The sequence below is a fragment of the Rubrivivax soli genome, assembly GCF_049810355.1.
GTDB lineage: Bacteria > Pseudomonadota > Gammaproteobacteria > Burkholderiales > Burkholderiaceae_C > Rubrivivax.
The window spans coordinates 3,653,990-3,673,310 of the sequence record NZ_CP187368.1 but is presented as its reverse complement, the minus strand read 5'-3'; the positions used below and the strand labels follow the sequence as shown (position 1 = coordinate 3,673,310).

Genomic DNA, 19,321 nt, shown 5'->3' with positions numbered 1-19,321 from the left:
GGGCGTCAGGCCAGCGTGTAGTCGAGCACCCAGTAGTGGGTGTGCTCGGTCCACCGCGGCGCGCGCGCCCGCGGGCCCAGCAGCGCCAGCGCCTGCGCGCGGTCGGGGAAGTTCTTCAGCACCGCATGCACGCTGCCGTCGTCCAGCGCCCGCTGCTGCCAGGTGTTGCCGTCGGCGTCGGTGTGCGACAGCGGCGTGCTGCTGCCCGCGACATAGCGGTTGTCGATGAACACCACCTGCGCGCCGGGCTCCAGCCGCGCGTGCAGGCTGTCCAGCCAGCCGCGCAGCTGCTGCAGCGGCACGTGGCTCCACCAGAAGCCGGCGAAGGCGGCGTCGAAGGTCTCGCTGCCCAGCTCGCTCCACTGGTGCGCATCGACGCGGCGGAACTCCACGCACGCCGGCATGGCCTTGGCGCGCGCCACGTCCATGGTCTCGGGGTTGATGTCGGTGGCCAGCCAGCGCCGCGCGTCGCGCGCGCCGTGCGGGGTCCACCAGCCGGTGCCGCAGGCCACCTCGAGCACGCGCCGGCCCGCGTACAGCGCCGGCAGCGCGGCCTCCATCGCGCGCAGGTCGTCCTGGCGCTCGGGCCGGGCGTAGATGCGCTCGTAGACGGCGGCGCGGCGCCGGTAGTAGTCCTGCATCGGGGGCTCGGCGTTCACAGGCCGCGCACCAGCCGGCCGCGGTTGAACAGGCCGTCGGGATCGAACGCGCGCTTGAGCTCGCGGTGGATGCGGTCCAGCGGCGGCTTCAGCGGCGCGAAGACGCCGGCGCTCTTGTCGAGGCCGCGGAACAGCGTCGCGTGGCCACCGACCGCCGCGGCCGCGTCGCGCACGGTGGCCGCGGGCGCCGACGTGCACAGCCAGCGCTGGCCGCCGCCCCATTCCACCAGCTGCTCGCCCGACAGCTTCAGCGGCGGCGCGGTCTGCGGCACCGACAGCCGCCACAGGCTGGCGCCGCCGTCCACCGCCTTGCGCGCGCCGACGAAGAACTCGTCGCTCTGGTCGCGCAGGCCGTCCCAGAAGGCCGCGGCCATCGGCACCTCGACGACCTCGCCGCCGAGCGTGGCCTGCGCGGCCTGCACCGCCGCGGCCGCGCCTGCCAGGCGCAGCACCAGCGTGCCTTCCCACCAGGCGCTGGCGTGCAGCGGCAGCGGCTGGCCGCCCCAGGTGTTGAGCTTCTGCAGCGCGGTCGCCTCGTCCATCTCGAAGCGCAGCGTGGCGGTGGCGGGGGCCACCGGCAGCACCTTCAGCGAGACCTCGCACAGCACGCCCAGCATGCCCATCGAGCCTGCCAGCAGCCGCGAGACGTCGTAGCCGGCCACGTTCTTCATCACCTGGCCGCCGAAGCTCAGCAGCTCGGCGCGGCCGTTGAGCAGCGTGGCGCCGAGCACGTAGTCGCGCACGCCGCCCACCGCGGCGCGCGCCGGGCCGGCCAGGCCCGCGACCACCATGCCGCCGACGGTGGACGCGGCGCCGAAGCGCGGCGGCTCGAACGGCAGGCACTGGCCCTGCTCGGCCAGCGAGGCCTCCAGCGTGACGAGCGGCGTGCCGGCGCGCACCGTCACCACCAGCTCGGTCGGCTCGTAGCTGCTGATGCCGGCCAGCGCCGACGTGTGCAGCGGCGTGCCGACGGGCGCCTCGCCGTACCAGGCCTTGGTGTTGCCGCCGCGGATGTCCAGCGGCGTCTTGTCGGCGCGGGCGGCGCGGATGCGCTCGGTGAGCTCGGCCAGCGCGGTGTCCGCGGGCATCGGGGTCGCAGGGGACATGCTCAGAAGCGCTCCAGCTCCGGGAAGGGCAGCAGCCCCTTCTTCACGTGCATCTTTCCGTACTCGGCGCAGCGCTGCAGCGTCGGGATCACCTTGCCCGGGTTCAGCGTGCCGGCGGCGTCGAAGGCGCGCTTGACGGCGAACATCTGTTCGCGTTCCTCGGGGCTGAACTGCACGCACATGCTGCTGAGCTTCTCGACGCCCACGCCGTGCTCGCCGGTGACGGTGCCGCCCATCGCGACGCTGGTCTCCAGGATGTCGGCGCCGAAGAGCTCGCAGCGGTGCATCTGGTCGGGGTCGTTGGCGTCGAACAGGATCAGCGGGTGCAGGTTGCCGTCGCCGGCATGGAAGACGTTGCAGCAGCGCAGGCCGTACTTCTTCTCCATCTGGGCAATCGCCAGCAGGATGTCGGCCAGGCGCTTGCGCGGGATCGTGCTGTCCATGCACATGTAGTCGGGGCTGATGCGGCCGCTGGCAGGGAAGGCGTTCTTGCGCCCGCTCCAGAACTTCAGGCGCTGCGCCTCGTCGCGGCTCACCTCCATGCGCGTGGCGCCGGCGCCCGACAGCACGTCGAGCATGCGGTCGATCTCCTCGGCCACCTCTTCCGGCGTGCCGTCGCTCTCGCACAGCAGGATGGCCTCGGCGTGCAGGTCGTAGCCGGCGTGCACGAAGTCTTCCACCGCGGCCGTCATCGGCTTGTCCATCATCTCCAGGCCCGCCGGAATGATGCCGGCGCCGATGATCGCGGCCACCGCGTCGCCGGCCTTGCGCACGTCGTCGAAGCTGGCCATGATGCAGCGCGCCAGCCGCGGCTTGGGCACCAGCTTCACCGTCACCTCGGTGGTGACGGCAAGCATGCCCTCGCTGCCCACCAGCACGCTCAGCAGGTCCAGGCCCGGTGCGTCCAGCGCGCCGCTGCCGAACTCCACCGCCTCGCCTTCCACGGTGAAGCCGCGCACGCGCAGCACGTTGTGCAGGGTCAGGCCGTACTTCAGGCAGTGCACGCCGCCGGAGTTTTCGGCCACGTTGCCGCCGATGGTGCAGGCGATCTGGCTGCTCGGGTCGGGCGCGTAGTACAGGCCGAAGGGCGCCGCCGCCTCGCTGATGGCCAGGTTGCGCACGCCGCACTGCACGGTGGCCGTGCGCGCGTGGCGGTCGAGCATCACGATCTTGTTGAACTTGGCCAGCGACAGCGTCACGCCCAAAGCGTGCGGCATCGCGCCGCCCGACAGCCCGGTGCCGGCGCCGCGCGCCACCACCGGCACGGCCAGCGCATGGCAGGCCTTCAGCACGGCCGCGACCTGGGCCTCGGTCTCGGGCAGCGCCACCAGCAGCGGCAGCTGGCGGTAGGCGGTGAGGCCGTCGCACTCGTAGGGCACGGTGTCCTCGGTCTGCCACAGCAGCGCGTGGGCGGGCAGCAGCGGCGCCAGCGCGGCCAGGACCTGCTGCTGGCGGGCGGCACGGTCGGTGGCGGCGTCGGCGGGGACGGTGACGGCTTCGGGCGCGTTCATGGCAGCAGGTCCTGGCCCGCCGCGGCAACGGCGCGGCGCGGCCTGCACTGTACGACGCGCCGCCTGAGACGCGCCTGAGCAGCGGGCATCGGTGCGGTCATGACTGCTTTGACCGCCGTGCGGGTCATCGGCCGGCGGCGGGCTCGAAGCGCAGCACGCCGCCTTCCTGCGAGAAGCGCATGCGCGACAGCACGTCCATGCCCAGCAGCGGCGCGTGCAGGTCGGGCAGCACGGTCACGCGCAGCTGGCGCACGCCCACGCCACCGGCCAGCGCGAGGTCGGCACGGGCGACGAAGCCCTCGGCCATGCCGCCCGCCGTCTGCGAGCGCGTGCTGCCTTCGCTGACGAGCCCGGCACGCGCGGCCAACGCCTGCGGCAGCGCGGTGCGCGTGGCACCGGTGTCGACGAGGAACTCCACCGCCACGCCGTTGAGCTGGCCCGGCCAGTGGAAGTGGCCGTCGGGCGCGCGACGCAGCTCGATCACGCCGCCCTCGGCCTGGAAGCGCGTGCGCTGCTGCGCCGACTGCCAGGCCTGCACGCCCAGGAACACGGCCGTGCCCAGCAGCAGCCAGACGGTGAGGTGCTTGAGCGCCGGCGGGAAGGTGTTCATCCGGCCCCGGTGAACACCGTCAGCACCCCGGTGTAGCCGTAGATGTGGTGGCGCGCGATCTCGCCACCGGCGAAGAAGCCCACCAGCGGCACGTCGCCGAGCGCGTGCTGCACGGTCTTCAGCTCGGCCGAGACACCGCCGAAGTGCGGCCCGCCGCGGCCGGCGCAGCTGACGTAGATGGCGCCGCGGATGTGCCGTCCCTCGGCCGCAGGCGCGCCCTCGGCCACGGTCTCGGGCACGGTCTCCAGCTCTTCGCGGATCTCGCTGCAGATGCGCACCAGGTCGCGCCGCGCAGCCTGCACGTCGCGCTGGCAGAAGGCCAGGCGCATGCCCGGCTCGACGTTCTCGGCCACCGCCACGGCGTCGCGGCCGGGATCGAGGCCGACGATGTGGCGCACGCGCACGTCGGTGCCGAACTGACCGCCGTGGCCCAGCGGCGCGTCGCGCGCGTCGCTCAGTCCTACCAGCGTGGCGCGCAGCCGCGGCAGCGCCTGGCGCGGGTCGTCCAGGCTGTCCAGGCCCAGGTCGTGCAGCAGCAGCGGCAGCGCGGGCTCGCCGTCGAGCGCGGTGACGATGTTGCGTTCGGTGGCGGTGATGCGCCGCACCGGTCCCACCGGCTGGCAGCCCTGCGTGACGCGCGAGACCAGAACCACGTCGCTGCTGAAGGCCACGCCCGAGAGCCCGCCCTGCCAGACGCCGTCGGCCAGGTGCACGTTGCGGCTGCGCGAAGCCGCCAGCCCGCCGAACAGGTAGCCCGAGGCGGTGCGGTCGCTCAGCTCGGCGATGAGCTCGCCGACGTCGGGGGTGGACGGGTCGGCGTGCACGAGCGCGCTGAAGGCCTCGATGCGGCGCAGCGGGTGCTGGCCCGAGAAGACCTCGAAGCGCCCGGGGGGCAGGTCGGCCAGCATCAGCACCAGTGCCGGCTCGTCGATGTACTCGACGCCGCTGGCGGCCACGCCCACGCCCACGCAGCCGGCCCACGACAGCCCCGGCCAGCGCTGGCGCAGCTCGGCCAGCAGGGCTTCCGCATGCGGGGCGTAGGCATCGGTGAAGTAGCACCAGCCCAGCGTCAGCGGCCCGCCGCCGCCGGCTTCGCGTGCGACCCGCTGCGCGTCGACCTGCGCCGCGGCCAGGGCCAGCGCCATGCGCCAGTCCGGGTGCGTGGCGTGGCCGGTGAGGAAGCGGTCGGAGGACATGGCTCAGGCCGCGCGCTTGCGGCCCGCTGCCTTGCGCGGTGCGGCGGAGCGGGCTGTCGCGGCAGCGGGCTTGCCGCCGCGCGCGGTCTTGGCGGCGGCGCCCGGCGGTGCCGGCACCGCGGCCGCACCGTCCTTCAGCGCGCTGGCCGCGAGCTCGGAGAACTGCTGCGTCAGCGCGCCCCACCACTGCATCGGGTCGACCGGGCCGGCCGCGCCGGCGGCCGGGGCCGGCGATGCCGGCGCAGCCGGCGCCGGGGCAGGCGCAGGCGCAGGAACCGGCTCCGGCACGCGCAGCTTCATCGATTCCTGCAGCTCGGCCAGCGGCAGGTTCATCGTCTTCAGCGTCGTCAGCGTCATGCGCTGCACTTCCAGCGCCTGGATCGTGGCGCCCAGCAGGCGCGCGTTCTGCTCCAGCCAGAACTGCACCGTGCGCAGCTCGCCGATGCGCTTGTCCAGTTCCTCGGGCTCCAGCGTGGGTGCGATCCACTGGCCCATCGCAGGCAGGCTGCTGCCGGCACCCTTCCACAGGTTCTGCAGGAAGTCGAAGCCGGGCACCAACTTGCCGAACTCGTTCGCAGCACTCATCGGGCGTCTCCTCGTGCCGTCGTGGTGCCGACGGCTGCGGACGATTGTGCCCCCGGCGCGGGCAGCACCTGCTGCACCTCGAAGCCGCGCGCGGCCAGCAACCGCGGCAGCGCGGCCGGGCCGGTCATGTGCAGTGCGCCGACCGCGGCAAACACCGGCCGGCCGGCGCGGTGCAGGGCCTCGATGCCGTCGGCCAGCGCCGGGTTGCGGGCGTCGTTGAGCGCCTGCATCGCCGCGCGCTCGGCGTCGTTGCGCACGCAGTCGCACCAGCTGGCGTGGTCTTCCAGGGCCGCCAGGTCGCTGGTCTCCCAGGCCCGCGCCATGCGCGCGATGGTGCCGCGGCCGCTGCCGCTTTCGAGCTGCTGCAGCGCCTGCTCGACCTGCACCCGCGCCGCCTCGGGCTCGGCCGGCGCCAGCACCTGCTGCTGCAGGGCCACCGTCTCCAGCGCGACGATGCGGCGGCCGTCCCGGCGTGCGGCCTGCGCCAGCGCCACTTCCTGCGCGAACGCCGGGTCCAGACCGAGCCAGCGCCCCCGCAGCACCGACAGCACCACGGCCTGCATCGCCGGTGCCATGCCGTCCAGCGCACCCGCGGGCAGGCAGGCCGCGGCCACCTGCGCGCCCAGCCGCGCCAGCAGGGCCGGCGGCAGCGGCGCGGCGGCGGCATCGGGCTGGGCCAGGGCCTGCTGCACGGCGGGGTCGGTGGGGTCGATCTCCAGGGCCAGCACCTCGCTGGCGGCCAGCGCCTCGGCCACGCGCGGGCCGGGCTGCATCCACTCGGGCCGGCCCAGGTGCACGGTGCCGTACAGCCACAGGCTGCGGCCGTCGCGCCGCAGGTGCCAGAGCAGGCCGCGGTCGGTCTGGCGCGCTGCCTCCAGCTGCTCGGGGGTGGGCGCCTGCGGGGGCGGCGGGCAGGCCGGGGCGGCTGCAGCCGGTGCAGCCGCAACCAGCAGGCAGGTGAGCCCGGCAGCCAGGCGGCGCAGCAGTCGTTGCATGCCGGCACGATGCCACAGCCGCGACGGGCCTGCCGTGCGACGGGTCGCCGACGGCCGTTGCAGGCCGTGCGTCGGTCAGTCCGCAGCTTCGGGTTCGGCCGCGGCCGCCGGCACGACCACCGCCTGGTCGATGGCGCCGAAGAGGCTCTGGCCGTCGGCGCCGGCCATCTCGATGCGGATGCGGTCGCCGTGCTGCAGGAAGCCGGTCTGCGGCGCGCCGCGCTCGATGGTCTCGATGGCGCGTTGCTCGGCGATGCAGCTGACGCCGCGGCTCCAGTCCTTGTTGCTCACGGTGCCCGAGCCGACGATGCTGCCAGCGCGCACGTTGCGCGTCTTCGCGATGTGGGCGATGAGCTGGCCGAAGTGGAAGGTCATCTCCGGGCCGGCGTCGCAGTGGCCGACGCGGCGGCCGTTCCAGTGGCTGTCCAGCGCCAGGTGCAGGCGTCCGCCCTGCCAGGCCGGGCCCAGTTCGTCGGGCGTCACGGCCACCGGGCTGAAGGCCGTGGCGGGCTTGCTCTGGAAGAAGCCGAAGCCCTTGGCGAGCTCGTCGGGGATCAGGTGGCGCAGGCTCCAGTCGTTGGCCAGCAGCACGAGGCGGATGCCCTCCAGCGCCGCGTCCGCGTCGCTGCCCTGCGGCACGTCGCCGGTGATCACCGCGACCTCGGCCTCGAAGTCGATGCCCCAGGCGGCGTCGGCGAACACGGCGGGGTCGCAGGGGCCGAGGAAGTCGTCGCTGCCGCCCTGGTACATCAGCGGGTCGGTGTAGAAACTGGCGGGCACCTCGGCGTTGCGCGCGCGGCGCACCAGCTCGACGTGGTTGAGGAAGGCCGAGCCGTCGGCCCACTGGTAGGCGCGCGGCAGCGGCGCCATGCACTGCTGCGGGTCGAAGGCAAACGCGTGGCGCGCCTTGCCGTGGTTCAGCGTCACCGACAGCTCGTCGAGCTGCGGGCTGAGGAAGTTCCAGTCGTCCAGCACCTGCTGCAGCCGCGTGGCGATGCCGCTGGCGAAATGGGCCTGGGTCAGGTCGCGCGAGACGACGACGAGCTGGCCGTCGCGCGAGCCGTCCTTCAAGGTGGCGAGTTTCATCGGTGGGGGCGGGGTTGCGGGCCGCGGAGCGGCATGGACGCAGCACGCCGGCTGCTTGGTGGCAGTATTGTGCGGTGCTGCACCCCACCGACCACCCGCCACCTTCCCGGCCGAGCCGCGCCTGGCGCGTGCTGCTGCCGCTGCTGGGCGCGGTGCTGCTGGCGCACGCGCTGCTGCTCGGTCTGCTGCCCGTGGGCGTGGGCGACGGCTGGCGCGGCGGCGCGCAGCCCCGGGTGCAGGTGCGCCAGATCGCCGCGGCGCCCGCGCCCGTCGTGGTGCCAGCAGCCGCCGAAGTGGCCGCGGCCGAGCCGCCACCGCCGCCGCTGCCACCAGCCCCGCCCACGCCGGTGGCCGCGGCGCCCCAGGCCGAGCCGCCCGCCAGCGCGGCCGTGGTGGCGCAGGCCGCGCCGCCAGCAGCGCCGGAGGCTGCCCCGCCGGCAGCAGCGCCAGGCGCTGGCGCTTCGGCCGCAGCGTCGCCGCCCGACCCCGACGCCGGCGGGCAGCCCCTGCCCGTCTACGCCACGCGGCTGCCGGCCCCGGTGCTGCTGCGCTACGACCTGCGCCGGGGCGCGCTGCAGGGCAGCGGCGAGCTGGCCTGGCGCCCGGCGGACGGGCGCTACACGCTGTCGATGGAAGGCACGGCGTTCTCGATCAAGGTGCTGGACTGGCGCAGCGAAGGCGGCATCGACAGCGCCGGCATCGCACCCGAGCGCTTCGTCGACCGCCGCCGCAGCCGCGACGTGCGCGCGGCCAACTTCCAGCGCAGCGGCGCGGACGCCGGGCGCATCACGTTCTCGGGGCCGCAGGTCAGCTACCCGCTGCATCCCGGCAGCCAGGACCGCCTGAGCTGGATGCTGCAGCTGTCGGCCATCGTCGAGGCCGATGCGGCGGCCTTCGTGCCCGGGCGGCAGGTGCACCTGTTCGTGGTCGGCGCGCGCGGCGACGCCGACGTCTGGACCTTCACGGTCGAAGGCCGCGAGACCCTGGACCTGCCTGCGGGCCGCACCGCCGACACGCTGCGTCTGCGCCGCGAGCCGCGCAAGCCCTACGACACGCTGGGCGAGATCTGGCTCGACCCCGCGCGCAACCACCTGCCGGTGCGGGTGCGGCTGAGCGTGCCGCAGTCCGACGACAGCACCGAGTTCCTGCTCACGTCGGCGCGCCCGCTGTAGCGGTGCGCCGCGGCGGACGCCGCGCCGGCTTGAATTCCGCGCCGGCGGCCCGACCTGCTGCGCTGGAGGGTTCACCGATGCAGATGCTCTACAACTCCGATTGCTTCACCGTCGTGCAGTTCGACGTGGCCGATGGCGCGCTGTCGCGCGGCGGCTACGAGATCGTCGACAAGGTCGCGCGCCGCGGCATCTTCCTGGAAGGCGCGATCGCCGAGCACTTCGAGCAGGGCGTGCAGGCGCTCGTCGACGGCACGCCGTCGGCCGAGGACTTCGACAGCTTCATCGAGGGCTACACCGCCTTCTCGCCGCAGCCGCTGCGCATGCACTGAACCGGCCGCCCCCCGCCCCCCCGCGGCGGCGGCGTTCCAGGCGGCGTCGGAAAGTCACGCATGACCGTAGCGTCCACAGTCTGCGCGAGCCTATCATCTCGGAATGTGCAGCACCGATGTTCCCGATGCCGCGGTCCCGGCATCGCCGACTGCAGTGCGGCGGCGCCGTCTGCTGCACTGGGCCACGGCCGCGGGCATCGGCGCCGCAGCGCTCGCGCCGCGCGCGCTGCGGGCGGCCCAACCGGTGCTGCTGGGCTTCGACGGTGAATTCGGCGTCGCCGGCAGCAGCTCGGCACAAGCCATCCAGGCCGGCATCGAGATCGCACTCGACGAGATCAACACCGCCGGCGGCGTGCTCGGCGGGCGCCCGCTGACCCTCGTCACCCGCGACAACCGCGCGATGCCGCCGCGCACCGCGCGCCACCTGCGCGAGTTCGCCGAGATGCCCGACCTGGTCGGCGTCTTCTGCGGCCGCTTCAGCCCCACGGTGCTGGAGTCGCTGCCGCTGGTGCACACGCTGCGGCTGCCGCTGTTCGACCCCTGGGCATCGGCCGACGGCATCATCGAGCACGCGCACCGGCCCAGCTACACCTTCCGCCTGGCGGTGCCCGACCGCTGGGCGCTGCCGCTGATGTCGACCCATGCCGCGCGCCGCGGCCAGCGCACGCTGGGCATGCTGGCCGTCAACACCGCCTGGGGACGCAGCAGCGACCGCGCGCTGGCCGCCCACCTGGCCGCGCGCATGCCGACCCAGCGCATGGTGGCCACGCGCTGGTTCAACTACACCGACGGCCCCGAGGTCATCGCCGCGCGCTACGGCGAGCTGGTGCAGGCCGGCGCCGAGGCGGTGCTGTTCATCGGCAACTACCGCGAAGGCGCCGAGTTGCTGCTGTCCGTGGCGGCCATGGCGCAGGCGATGCGCCGCCCGGTGCTGGCGCACACCGGCGTCACCGGCGGCGACCTGCACGCGGCCGCGCGCGGCGCGCTGGCCACCGTGGACCTGGGCGTGGTGCAGGCCTTCGGTTTCGGCAACGACCGGCGGCCGCGCGCCGCGGCCGTGCGTGCCGCGGCGCTGCAGCGCCTGGGCGGCAACGGCCGCACCGTGCCGTCGGTCGGGGGCCTGGCGCAGGCCTACGACCTGACGCACATCGTCGCGCGTTCGATCGACCTCGCCGGCAGCACGTCGCGCACGGGCCTGCGCGACGCGCTCGAGCGCGCGCCGGCCTACAACGGCCTGATCCGCGACTACCCGGCGCCGTTCACGCCCACGCGCCACGAAGCCCTGGCCGAGAGCGACCTGTACATCGCGCGCTTCGACGCCGACGGCGTGCTCGTCCGTGCCACCTGAGACCACGCCGGCGGCCGCAGGCGGCCTGGTGCCGGCGCGGCTGCGTCGCTGGGCGACACGGCGCGTGGCCAACCGCGTGGCACTGTGGGTCGCGCTGCTGACGCTGGGCCTGCTGGCGCTGGCCCTGGTGGCGGCGCTGGCGCTCACCCGCTGGATGGCCGGCAGCTACGAAGCCGCGCTGCTCGACATGCGCGCCGGCCACGCCGCGCGCGGGGCTGCCGACACACTGGCGCAGTTCGAGTCGGGGGTGCAGGCCCTGGCACTCAACACCTTCGTGATCAATGCGCTGTCCGACTCCGAAGGCCGCGACGCCTACCTCGGACCCTTCCTGGCGCAGCACCCGCTGCACAGGCAGGGCGCGGCGCTGCGCCTGTGCGACAGCGACAACACCGTGATCGGCAGCGACGGCTCGGCCCGCGCCGGCGCCGCAGACCCCCAGACCGGATGCGGCGACGCGGCCTCCGTGCAGCAGGCGCTGGCCGGCGGCACGCGGCTCGTGGCGCTGCACACCGACGGCAGCGGCGGCACCTGGCTGGCGCTGGCGGTGCCGGTGCTGTTCCCGCTGACCAACACCCACGAGGGCGTGCTGCTGGCGCGGCTGCCGCTGGCGGCGCTGCAGGCGCCGGGCAGCGCAGACGCCACCGTGCACGTGGCCGGCGCGCCGCCACCGGGGTCGGACGGCGCCGAGATCACGCGCCCGCTCGTGCTGCCCGAGACGAGCGCGCTCGCACCGTTGCGGCTGGCCGTGCGCGTGGGGCTGCCGCCGGGCACGGGCGAGCTGCCGTTCGCACCGGTCGTGGTGGGCTACCTGCTGCTGGGGCTGCTGCTGGCGGCGCTGGCCGTGGCCGTCACGCAGCGCCTGGTGCGGCGCATCGTCGCCCCGCTGGACGACCTCGCCACGCTGTCGCGCCACGCCGCCAGCGGCCAGGCCGTGGTGCTGCCGCCGCAGCTCGACACGCCCGACGAGATCGGCGCGCTGGCGCGCGCGTTCCGGCAGATGGCCGACTCGATGGGCGACGCCAACCGCCGCCTGGCGGCACAGGTCGACGCGCTGGTGCAGGCGCGCAACGAGGCGCAGGCCGCCAACGTCGCCAAGAGCGAGTTCCTGGCCATGATGAGCCACGAGATCCGCACGCCGATGAACGCGGTGCTCGGCATGCTGTACCTCGCGCTGCGCGCACCGATGGAGCCACGCCAGCGCGAGCAGGTCGGCAAGGCCCAGCGCGCGGCGCAGGCGCTGCTGGGCGTCATCAACGACATCCTCGACTTCTCGCGCATCGATGCCGGCAAGCTGGCGGTGGACCCCCAACCCTTCGAGGTCGACGCGCTCGTGGCCGGCGTGGCCGAGACGCTGGAACTGGCCGCTGCCGACAAGGGCCTGGCGCTGCAGGTCGATGTCGACCCCGCGCTGCCGACCACGCTGGAAGGCGACGCCCCGCGCCTGCGCCAGGTGCTGATCAACCTGCTCGGCAACGCCGTGAAGTTCACCGACCACGGCCGCGTCAGCCTGCGGCTGCGGTGCCAGGCCCTCGCGCCCGAGCGCTGCGTGATCGGCTTCGAGGTCGAGGACTCCGGCATCGGCATGACGCCCGAGCAGCAGGCGGCGCTGTTCCAGCCGTTCTCGCAGGTGGACGCCTCGGCCAGCAGGCGCCACCAGGGCAGCGGCCTGGGCCTGGCGATCTCGCAGCGCCTGGTCGGGCTGATGGGCGGCCGGCTGGAGGTGCACAGCACGGCCGGCCTGGGTTCGCTGTTCACGTTCACGCTGGCGCTGGCGCGGCCCGCGCAGCAACCGGCCGCGCCCGTGGCGGCGCCGGCGGCCGGGCCCGTGGCACCGGTGCCGGCGCTGCTGGGACGGCGTGTGCTGGTGGTGGACGACAACGAGATCAACCGGCAGATCGCGGTCGAGCTGCTGGCGATGCTGGGCGTGACGCCGCTGCAGGCCGCGGGCGGCGCGCAGGCACTGGACCTGCTGGCCAGCGTGCCGGCCGTCGACGCGGTGCTGATGGATTGCCACATGCCGGGCATGGACGGCTACGCCGCCACGCGGCAGCTGCGTGCCGACGCGCGCTGGCGGACGCTGCCCGTCATCGCGATGACGGCCGGCGTGCTCGACGACGACCGCGCTGCCTGCCTGGCCGCGGGCATGAACGACCACGTCGCCAAGCCCATCACGCCCGAGCAGCTGCAGCAGCAGCTGCAGCGCTGGCTGCCGGCACGCCCCGCCTGAACCTGCCCCGGCCGGCGGGGCTTGCCGCTGGCCCCGCCCTGGGTCAAGATGGTGCGCAACCGTCACTGGAGGCTGCACGATGGCTCGAAGCCCCGTCGAAGCGCGCTGGGTGTTGTCGCCGGGGTTGGCCGAGGCGCCCCTGCTCGACACGCTCTGTTCGCACTTCGTGCTGACGCTCACGCTGCGCCAGGCCGGCCGCTTCAACCTGCGCCGCGACTGGAACAGCCTGCTGTCGCTGACCGGCCGCCACCTCGTGTGGCCCCTGCCCGTGCTGGCCCGGGTGCGGGCCTTCCTGCACCAGCGCTGCCGCGGCAACGCGCAGTGGAAGGGCCACGAGGCGCTGGACGACGACGCCTTCATCGCCCGCCACGGTCCCTGGCGCGGGCCCTACGAGGAAGGCACGCTCTTCTTCTACATCGACGAGTACATCAAGGACGCGCCGAAGGACCTGCTGACGGTGCTGGCCACCACCTGCGACTGGCTGGAGCGGCGGCTGAAGAAGCAGAGCACGCTGGTGCAGAAGAACATCGACGCGCTCGCCGGGCTGCTGCAGCTGAACCCGGCCGAACGTGCGCTGCTGCTGTACGGCACCCTCGCACGCTACCAGCGCGACCTGCGCGGGCTGCTGGTGGAGTTCAAGGTCAGCAACGCGCAGGAGGCCTATGCCGCGATCGCCGCCGTGGCCGGCGTCGAGGCCGGCGAGGTGGCCGAGGCGCTGCGCGCGGGCTCGCGGCTGGAACGCATCGGCATGGTGGAGAACCTCATCTCCGAGCAGAACATCACCGACCTGGCCGACCTGATGAAGGTCAGCGAGCAGCTGCCGCCGGTGCTGATGCGCGAGTACCACGGCCCCAACGACCTGATGGCGGTGTTCACGCGGCCGGCCAGCAAGAGCGAGCTGGCGCCGGCCGACTTCAGCTTCGTCGCCGACGACGTGCAGGTGCTCACCGCGCTGCTGCAGCACGCCGCCGAGCGCAAGGAGCCGGGTGTCAACGTGCTGCTGTACGGCCCGCCGGGCACCGGCAAGACCGAGCTGGCGAAGGTGTGCGCCGCGGCCGCGGGCCTGGAGCTGTACGAGGTGGAGTACGCCGACCGCGACGGCAATTCGCTCAGCGGCCGCGACCGCTACCGCAGCCTGCAGATCAGCCAGGTCTTCCTGAAGGGCAGCCCCGGCGTGGCGCTGCTGTTCGACGAGGTGGAAGACGTGTTCCCGCCCATCAGCAGCGAAGCCGCGCAGCTGATCGCGCGGCTCGACAGCAGCGACGGCATCGGCGGCGGCATGAACAGCAGCGTCAGCGGCAAGGCCTGGGTCAACCAGATCCTGGAGACCAACCCGGTGCCGGTGCTGTGGGTCACCAACCGCATCGAGCAGATCGACCCCGCCTTCCGCCGCCGCTTCCAGTACCACCTGCAGCTGCTGAGCCCGCCGCCGGGCGCGCGCGAAGGGCTGGTGCAGCGTGCGCTGGCGGGTGCGCCGGTGCGCCCCGGCTTCGCCGCGAAGCTGGCCGAGCGGCGCGCGCTGACGCCGGCGCAGATCCGCACCGCGGTGCGGTTCGCGCGCCTGGCGCGCGCCGACGCGGCCACTGCCGCCACGGCCACGGCCGCCACCGACGCCGAAGCCGAAGCCGAAGCCGACGCGTGCGAGGCGCTCATCCAGCGCCAGCTCGCCAACGCCGACAAGGCACTCGGCACCGCCGGCCAGGAACGCGGCGCGCGGCCGGTGGTGACGCACTACGACCTGTCGCTGCTGAACGTGGACAGCCGCTTCGCGCTGCCGCGCATCGTCGAGGCGCTGCAGCGCCGTGGCGACCAGGTCAGCAGCACGCTGTGCTTCCACGGCCTGCCCGGCAGCGGCAAGACCGCGCTGGCCGAGCACATCGCGCACGCACTGGGCAAGCCGCTGATGGTGCGGCAGACCAGCGACATCGCCAGCAAGTACGTCGGCGAGACCGAGCAGAACCTGGCGCGCATGTTCGAGCAGGCGCAGACCGAGGGCGCGGTGCTGCTGCTCGACGAAGCCGACAGCTTCCTGCGCAGCCGCCGCCTGGCCGAGCGCCACTACGAGGTCAGCGAGGTCAACGAGCTGCTGCAGGGCATGGAACGCTTTGCCGGCGTCTTCATCTGCACCACGAACCTGTTCGACGACCTCGACGAAGCCGCGCTGCGGCGCTTCACGTTCAAGATCCGCTTCCGTGCGCTGCAGCCGGCGCAGCGCGAGCGCATGTTCGTCGCCGAGGCGCTGGCGGGCGATGCCGCAGCGCTGACGGCCGAGCAGCGCAGCCGGCTGGCGCAGCTGGACCTGCTGGTGCCGGGCGACTTCGCCGCGGTGCGGCGGCAGGTGGAGATCCTGGGCGAGACCTTCGACGCCGACGCGTTCCTGTCGCAGCTCGAGGCCGAGCACCGCGTCAAGCCCGAGGTGCGGCAGCGCCGCGGCGTGGGTTTCGTGCAGCCCTGACTAGTCCTGCAGCGAGCCCAGGAACTGCTGCAGCTCCGGCGTCTGCGGGTTGCCGAACAGCTGCGCCGGCGGTCCCATCTCGTGCACGCGGCCCTGGTGCATGAAGAGCACGCGGTCGCTGACCTTGCGCGCGAAGTTCATCTCGTGCGTCACCATCAGCAGCGTCATGCCGTCGTCGGCCAGGCCTTCCACCACGCGCAGCACCTCGCCCACCAGCTCGGGATCGAGCGCGCTGGTGATCTCGTCGCACAACAGCACCGCCGGCTGCATCGCCAGCGCGCGGGCGATCGCCACGCGCTGCTGCTGGCCGCCCGAGAGCTGCTCGGGCATGGCGTCGAACTTCTCGGCCAGGCCCACGCGCTGCAGCAGCTTGCGCGCGGTTTCAGCGGCCTCGCTGCCGTGGGTCTTCTTCACCAGCGTCGGCGCCAGCATCACGTTGCGGCCGACGCTGAGGTGCGGGAACAGGTTGAAGCTCTGGAAGATCATGCCCACGCGCTGGCGCAGCGTGCGCATGGCCAGCGCGCTGTCGTGCAGCAGCGGCTTGCCGTCGACGCTGATGCTGCCGTCCTGGAAGCTCTCCAGGCCGTTGATGCAGCGCAGCAGCGTGCTCTTGCCCGAGCCGCTCTTGCCGATGATGGCCACGACCTCGCCACGCTGCACGTCGAGGTCGATGCCCTTGAGCACCTCGTTGCTGCCGTAGGACTTGCGCAGCGCGGTGATGCGCACGATGGCGGGCCGGTCCGCGGTCTCGGCGGCCGGGGCGGTTTCAGCGGCGGGCTGCATGCAGCTTCCTTTCGAGGCCCCGCGCCCACAGGCTGATGGGGAAACAGAGCGCGAAGTACAGCAGCGCCACGGCGCTGAACACGACGAAGGGCTTGAAGGTGGCGTTGCTGATCATGCTGCCGGCCTTGGTGAGCTCGACGAAGCCGATCACCGAGGCCAGCGCCGTGCCCTTGACCACCTGCACCAGGAAGCCCACGGTGGGCGGCACCGCGATCTTCAGCGCCTGCGGCAGGATCACGTGGCGCAGCTGCTCGCCGAAGCCCAGCGCCAGGCTGGCGGCGGCCTCCCACTGGCCCCTGGGGATGCTGGCGACGCAGCCGCGCCAGATCTCGGCCAGGAAGGCGCTGGTGTACAGCGTCAGCGCCACCGCGGCGGCGGTCCAGGCCGAGGTCTCCACGCCCAGCAGCGCGATGCCGAAGTAGGCCAGGAACAGCTGCATCAGCAGCGGCGTGCCCTGGAACAGCTGCACGTACAGGCCGACGGTGCGCTCGGCGCCCGGCCACTTCGCCAGCCGCGCCACCAGCAGCAGCGCGCCCACGAGGCCGCCGCCGACGAAGGCGATCAGCGACAGCGCCACCGTCCAGCGCGCGGCCAGCAGCAGGTTGCGGTAGATGTCCCAGAGGCTGAACTCGACCATCGTGCGTCACCTGCCGAAGACGAAGCGCGGCCCGGCCCAGTGCAGCAGCTGGCGCAGCGCGATGGCCAGCAGCAGGTAGATGCCGGTGGCGATGAAGAAGGCCTCGAAGCTGCGGAAGTTGCGGCTGGAGATCAGGTTGGCGGCGTGGCTGAGCTCGGGCGTGCTGATCTGGCCGCACACCGCCGAGCCCAGCATCACGATGACGATCTGGCTCACCAGCGACGGCCACACCTTGCGCAGCGCCGGCGGCAGCACGACCCGGCTGAAGATCTGCCAGCGGTCCAGCGCCAGGCTCTGCGCGGCCTCGATCTGGCCGCGCGGCGTGGCTTCCAGCCCGGCACGCACGATCTCGGTCGCATAGGCGCCCAGGTTCACCACCATCGCGATCAGCGAGGCCAGCTCCGGCGACAGCCGCACGCCGGCGGCCGGCAGGCCGAAGAAGATGAAGAACAGCTGCACGATGAAGGGCGTGTTGCGGATCAGCTCCACGTACGCGCCCACCACCCAGCGCAGCGGCGCCGGCCCGCTGGCGCGCGCCCAGGCGCAGGCCACGCCGACCACCATGCCGATGGCCAGCGCCACCGCGGTGAGGCCCAGCGTCCAGGCCACACCCGCGGCCAGCAGCGGCCATTCGGCCAGCACCGCGCCGAAATCGAACATGCCGGGCTGCCGCCGCTCACTCGGGCAGGTTGCCCGCCGGCCGGCCCAGCCACTTCATCGACAGCTTCTCGATCTCGCCGGCCTTGCGGGCCTCGGCGATGATGGCGTTGACACGCGTCTTCAGTGCGTCTTCCCCCTTGGCGACGCCGATGAAGTTGGGGCTGTCCTTCAGCAGCAGCTTGTATTCGGTGCCCAGCTGCGGGCTCTTCTGCATCATCGCGCCGGCGACCGCCGCGCCCACCGCGATGGCCTGCGTCTGCCCGGCCACGAAGGCGGCCACGGTGGCGTTGTTGTCTTCGAAGCGCTTCACGTCCACACCCGCCGGCGCCACCTTGGCCAGTTCCTGGTCTTCCATCGCGCCGCGGGTCACGGCCACGCTCTTGCCGGCAAGGTCGGCGTAGCTCTTGATCGGCAGCGTCTTGGCCGCGAACACGGCCTGGAAGAACGGCGAGTACGCGGCCGTGAAGTCGATGACCTTCTCGCGTTCGGCGTTCTTGCCCAGCGTGGAGATGACCAGGTGCGCCTTCTTCGTCTGCAGGTACGGGATGCGGTTGGCGCTGATCACCGGCACCAGCTCGGCCTTCACACCCAGCTTGGAGGCGATCAGCCGGGCCATGTCCACGTCCAGGCCCTGCGGCTGCAGGTCGGTGCCCACGAAGCCGTAGGGCGGCGAGTCGGTGGGGATGGCGATCTTGATCGTCTTCGCCTTCAGGATGTCGTCCAGCGCGGTCTGGGCCAGCGCGGGGGTGCAGGCGGCGCAGGCCAGGGTGGCCAGCAGCAGGCGTCGGGTGGGGTGCATCGTGTCGTCCTCGGTGTGCGGTGCGAACCTGCACAAGGGCAGGTTCCATGCCAGGGCGATGCACCACGGCTGGGCTTGACAGGCTTCCTACAATCGACGCCATGAACGCCCCCATCGCCTACACCCGCGGCCAGGCCCTGCCCGGCGTGCTTGCCCAGCGCATCGCCATCATCGACGGCGCGATGGGCACGATGATCCAGCGCTACAAGCTGAGCGAGGCCGACTTCCGCGGCAGCCGCTTCCAGGACCACGCGAAAGACCTGCGCGGCAACAACGACCTGCTGCAGCTGACGCGGCCCGACGTGATCCGCGAGATCCACGAGCAGTACCTGGCCGCCGGTGCCGACCTGGTGGAGACCAACACCTTCGGCGCCACGCGCATCGCGCAGGAAGACTACGGCCTGGGGCACGTCGCGCGCGAGCTGAACGTGGAGGCCGCGCGCATCGCCCGCGCGGCCTGCGACAAGTTCAGCACGCCCGACAAGCCGCGTTTCGTGGCCGGCGCGCTGGGCCCCACGCCGCGCACCGCCAGCATCAGCCCCGACGTCAACGACCCCGGCGCGCGCAACGTCAGCTTCGACGAGCTGCGCGACGCCTACCGCGAACAGGCCGAAGGCCTGCTCGAAGGCGGCTGCGACCTGTTCCTGGTCGAGACCATCTTCGACACGCTGAACGCGAAGGCCGCGATCTTCGCGCTCGACGCGCTGATGGAGGACACCGGCGAGCGCCTGCCGGTGGTGATCTCGGGCACCGTCACCGACGCCTCGGGCCGCATCCTCAGCGGGCAGACCGTGGCCGCGTTCTGGCACAGCGTGCGCCACGCGCGGCCGCTGGCCGTGGGCCTGAACTGCGCTTTGGGCGCGACGCTGATGCGGCCCTACATCGAGGAGCTGGCCAAGGTGGCCGGCGACACCTACATCAGCTGCTACCCGAACGCCGGCCTGCCCAACCCGATGAGCGACACCGGCTTCGACGAGACGCCGCCGGTCACCGGCGCGCTGATGGAGGAGTTCGCGAAGAGCGGCTTCCTGAACATCGCCGGCGGCTGCTGCGGCACCACGCCCGAGCACATCGCCGAGATCGCGCGCCGCGTCGGCGGCTACCGCCCGCGCACGCGCCACGACCCGCTGTTCACGGGTCTGCTGGCCGCCTGAGACGCTGCA

The 19,321-nt window shown here is 73.1% G+C and carries 18 protein-coding genes; 6 read left to right on the top strand and 12 right to left on the bottom strand.

Features of this window, described 5'->3' with window-relative positions; all coding sequences use genetic code 11:
* Positions 1–5 precede the first annotated feature (5 nt).
* The 8 genes from ACPOLB_RS16750 to ACPOLB_RS16715 all read right to left on the bottom strand — a co-directional run bounded on the left by ACPOLB_RS16750 (position 6) and on the right by ACPOLB_RS16715 (position 7,748).
* Positions 6–641 carry a class I SAM-dependent methyltransferase gene (locus tag ACPOLB_RS16750; RefSeq protein WP_425257157.1) on the bottom strand — a complete coding sequence of 212 codons (636 nt, stop codon included), beginning with the start codon at positions 639–641 and terminating at the stop codon, positions 6–8.
* Between the two features lie 14 nt (positions 642–655).
* Positions 656–1,747, bottom strand: a complete 1,092-nt coding sequence (gene glcE / locus ACPOLB_RS16745; RefSeq protein WP_425261938.1) for a glycolate oxidase subunit GlcE — start codon at positions 1,745–1,747, stop codon at positions 656–658.
* 20 nt (positions 1,748–1,767) lie between these two features.
* Positions 1,768–3,276 carry an FAD-linked oxidase C-terminal domain-containing protein gene (locus ACPOLB_RS16740; protein ID WP_425257156.1) on the bottom strand — a complete coding sequence of 503 codons (1,509 nt, stop codon included), beginning with the start codon at positions 3,274–3,276 and terminating at the stop codon, positions 1,768–1,770.
* 124 nt (positions 3,277–3,400) lie between these two features.
* Positions 3,401–3,886, bottom strand: a complete 486-nt coding sequence (locus tag ACPOLB_RS16735) for a retropepsin-like aspartic protease family protein (RefSeq protein WP_425257155.1) — start codon at positions 3,884–3,886, stop codon at positions 3,401–3,403.
* Positions 3,883–5,082, bottom strand: coding sequence for an FIST signal transduction protein (locus ACPOLB_RS16730; protein ID WP_425257154.1), 1,200 nt, complete (start codon positions 5,080–5,082; stop codon positions 3,883–3,885). The genes ACPOLB_RS16735 and ACPOLB_RS16730 overlap by 4 nt, the downstream gene beginning before the upstream one ends.
* Before the next feature lie 3 nt (positions 5,083–5,085).
* Positions 5,086–5,667 carry a PhaM family polyhydroxyalkanoate granule multifunctional regulatory protein gene (locus ACPOLB_RS16725; protein WP_425257153.1) on the bottom strand — a complete coding sequence of 194 codons (582 nt, stop codon included), beginning with the start codon at positions 5,665–5,667 and terminating at the stop codon, positions 5,086–5,088.
* Complete coding sequence (locus ACPOLB_RS16720; protein ID WP_425257152.1) at positions 5,664–6,662, bottom strand: TraB/GumN family protein; 999 nt, start codon at positions 6,660–6,662, stop codon at positions 5,664–5,666. The genes ACPOLB_RS16725 and ACPOLB_RS16720 overlap by 4 nt, the downstream gene beginning before the upstream one ends.
* 75 nt (positions 6,663–6,737) lie before the next feature.
* Positions 6,738–7,748: a fumarylacetoacetate hydrolase family protein gene (locus tag ACPOLB_RS16715; RefSeq protein WP_425257151.1), complete on the bottom strand. Its 1,011-nt coding sequence runs from the start codon at positions 7,746–7,748 to the stop codon at positions 6,738–6,740.
* Positions 7,749–7,822: 74 nt separating this feature from the next.
* Between ACPOLB_RS16715 and ACPOLB_RS16710 the strand changes: the two genes are divergently transcribed.
* The 5 genes from ACPOLB_RS16710 to ACPOLB_RS16690 all read left to right on the top strand — a co-directional run bounded on the left by ACPOLB_RS16710 (position 7,823) and on the right by ACPOLB_RS16690 (position 15,279).
* Complete coding sequence (locus tag ACPOLB_RS16710) at positions 7,823–8,920, top strand: DUF3108 domain-containing protein (RefSeq protein ID WP_425257150.1); 1,098 nt, start codon at positions 7,823–7,825, stop codon at positions 8,918–8,920.
* 77 nt (positions 8,921–8,997) lie between these two features.
* Entirely contained in the window at positions 8,998–9,249 is a 252-nt protein-coding gene (locus ACPOLB_RS16705; protein WP_425257149.1) for a BTH_I0359 family protein, read from the top strand.
* Positions 9,250–9,352: 103 nt separating this feature from the next.
* Entirely contained in the window at positions 9,353–10,597 is a 1,245-nt protein-coding gene (locus ACPOLB_RS16700; RefSeq protein ID WP_425257148.1) for an ABC transporter substrate-binding protein, read from the top strand.
* Positions 10,587–12,824 (top strand): ATP-binding protein, encoded by a 2,238-nt coding sequence (locus ACPOLB_RS16695; protein WP_425257147.1) that lies wholly within the window; start codon positions 10,587–10,589, stop codon positions 12,822–12,824. Before ACPOLB_RS16700 ends, ACPOLB_RS16695 begins: the two co-directional genes overlap by 11 nt.
* 79 nt (positions 12,825–12,903) lie before the next feature.
* A complete protein-coding gene (locus ACPOLB_RS16690) occupies positions 12,904–15,279 on the top strand; it encodes an ATP-binding protein (RefSeq protein ID WP_425257145.1) in 2,376 nt (791 codons plus the stop codon).
* Here the strand turns inward: ACPOLB_RS16690 and ACPOLB_RS16685 are convergent, their stop codons facing one another.
* The 4 genes from ACPOLB_RS16685 to ACPOLB_RS16670 are packed head-to-tail and all read right to left on the bottom strand — an operon-like array spanning position 15,280 to position 18,158.
* Positions 15,280–16,062: an amino acid ABC transporter ATP-binding protein gene (locus tag ACPOLB_RS16685; protein ID WP_425257144.1), complete on the bottom strand. Its 783-nt coding sequence runs from the start codon at positions 16,060–16,062 to the stop codon at positions 15,280–15,282.
* A complete protein-coding gene (locus ACPOLB_RS16680) occupies positions 16,046–16,699 on the bottom strand; it encodes an amino acid ABC transporter permease (RefSeq protein WP_425257143.1) in 654 nt (217 codons plus the stop codon). Before ACPOLB_RS16680 ends, ACPOLB_RS16685 begins: the two co-directional genes overlap by 17 nt.
* Before the next feature lie 6 nt (positions 16,700–16,705).
* Entirely contained in the window at positions 16,706–17,359 is a 654-nt protein-coding gene (locus tag ACPOLB_RS16675; RefSeq protein WP_425257142.1) for an amino acid ABC transporter permease, read from the bottom strand.
* A 16-nt stretch (positions 17,360–17,375) separates the two neighbouring features.
* On the bottom strand, positions 17,376–18,158 hold the full coding sequence (locus ACPOLB_RS16670) for a transporter substrate-binding domain-containing protein (protein ID WP_425257141.1): 783 nt from the start codon (positions 18,156–18,158) through the stop codon (positions 17,376–17,378).
* Positions 18,159–18,259: 101 nt separating this feature from the next.
* On the opposite strand from ACPOLB_RS16670, the gene ACPOLB_RS16665 reads away from it, so the two are divergent.
* Positions 18,260–19,312, top strand: coding sequence for a homocysteine S-methyltransferase family protein (locus ACPOLB_RS16665; protein ID WP_425257139.1), 1,053 nt, complete (start codon positions 18,260–18,262; stop codon positions 19,310–19,312).
* Positions 19,313–19,321 lie beyond the last annotated feature (9 nt).

Bases quoted from the DNA above. Each gene is read 5' to 3' on its own strand.
- ACPOLB_RS16725 (WP_425257153.1), bottom strand. From the start codon at position 5,667: ATGAGTGCTGCGAACGAGTTCGGCAAGTTGGTGCCCGGCTTCGACTTC.
- ACPOLB_RS16715 (WP_425257151.1), bottom strand. From the start codon at position 7,748: ATGAAACTCGCCACCTTGAAGGACGGCTCGCGCGACGGCCAGCTCGTC.
- ACPOLB_RS16680 (WP_425257143.1), bottom strand. From the start codon at position 16,699: ATGGTCGAGTTCAGCCTCTGGGACATCTACCGCAACCTGCTGCTGGCC.
- ACPOLB_RS16700 (WP_425257148.1), top strand. From the start codon at position 9,353: ATGTGCAGCACCGATGTTCCCGATGCCGCGGTCCCGGCATCGCCGACT.
- ACPOLB_RS16690 (WP_425257145.1), top strand. From the start codon at position 12,904: ATGGCTCGAAGCCCCGTCGAAGCGCGCTGGGTGTTGTCGCCGGGGTTG.
- ACPOLB_RS16670 (WP_425257141.1), bottom strand. From the start codon at position 18,158: ATGCACCCCACCCGACGCCTGCTGCTGGCCACCCTGGCCTGCGCCGCC.
- ACPOLB_RS16735 (WP_425257155.1), bottom strand. From the start codon at position 3,886: ATGAACACCTTCCCGCCGGCGCTCAAGCACCTCACCGTCTGGCTGCTG.
- ACPOLB_RS16720 (WP_425257152.1), bottom strand. From the start codon at position 6,662: ATGCAACGACTGCTGCGCCGCCTGGCTGCCGGGCTCACCTGCCTGCTG.
- ACPOLB_RS16705 (WP_425257149.1), top strand. From the start codon at position 8,998: ATGCAGATGCTCTACAACTCCGATTGCTTCACCGTCGTGCAGTTCGAC.
- glcE (WP_425261938.1), bottom strand. From the start codon at position 1,747: ATGCCCGCGGACACCGCGCTGGCCGAGCTCACCGAGCGCATCCGCGCC.
- ACPOLB_RS16665 (WP_425257139.1), top strand. From the start codon at position 18,260: ATGAACGCCCCCATCGCCTACACCCGCGGCCAGGCCCTGCCCGGCGTG.
- ACPOLB_RS16740 (WP_425257156.1), bottom strand. From the start codon at position 3,276: ATGAACGCGCCCGAAGCCGTCACCGTCCCCGCCGACGCCGCCACCGAC.
- ACPOLB_RS16750 (WP_425257157.1), bottom strand. From the start codon at position 641: ATGCAGGACTACTACCGGCGCCGCGCCGCCGTCTACGAGCGCATCTAC.
- ACPOLB_RS16675 (WP_425257142.1), bottom strand. From the start codon at position 17,359: ATGTTCGATTTCGGCGCGGTGCTGGCCGAATGGCCGCTGCTGGCCGCG.
- ACPOLB_RS16685 (WP_425257144.1), bottom strand. From the start codon at position 16,062: ATGCAGCCCGCCGCTGAAACCGCCCCGGCCGCCGAGACCGCGGACCGG.
- ACPOLB_RS16730 (WP_425257154.1), bottom strand. From the start codon at position 5,082: ATGTCCTCCGACCGCTTCCTCACCGGCCACGCCACGCACCCGGACTGG.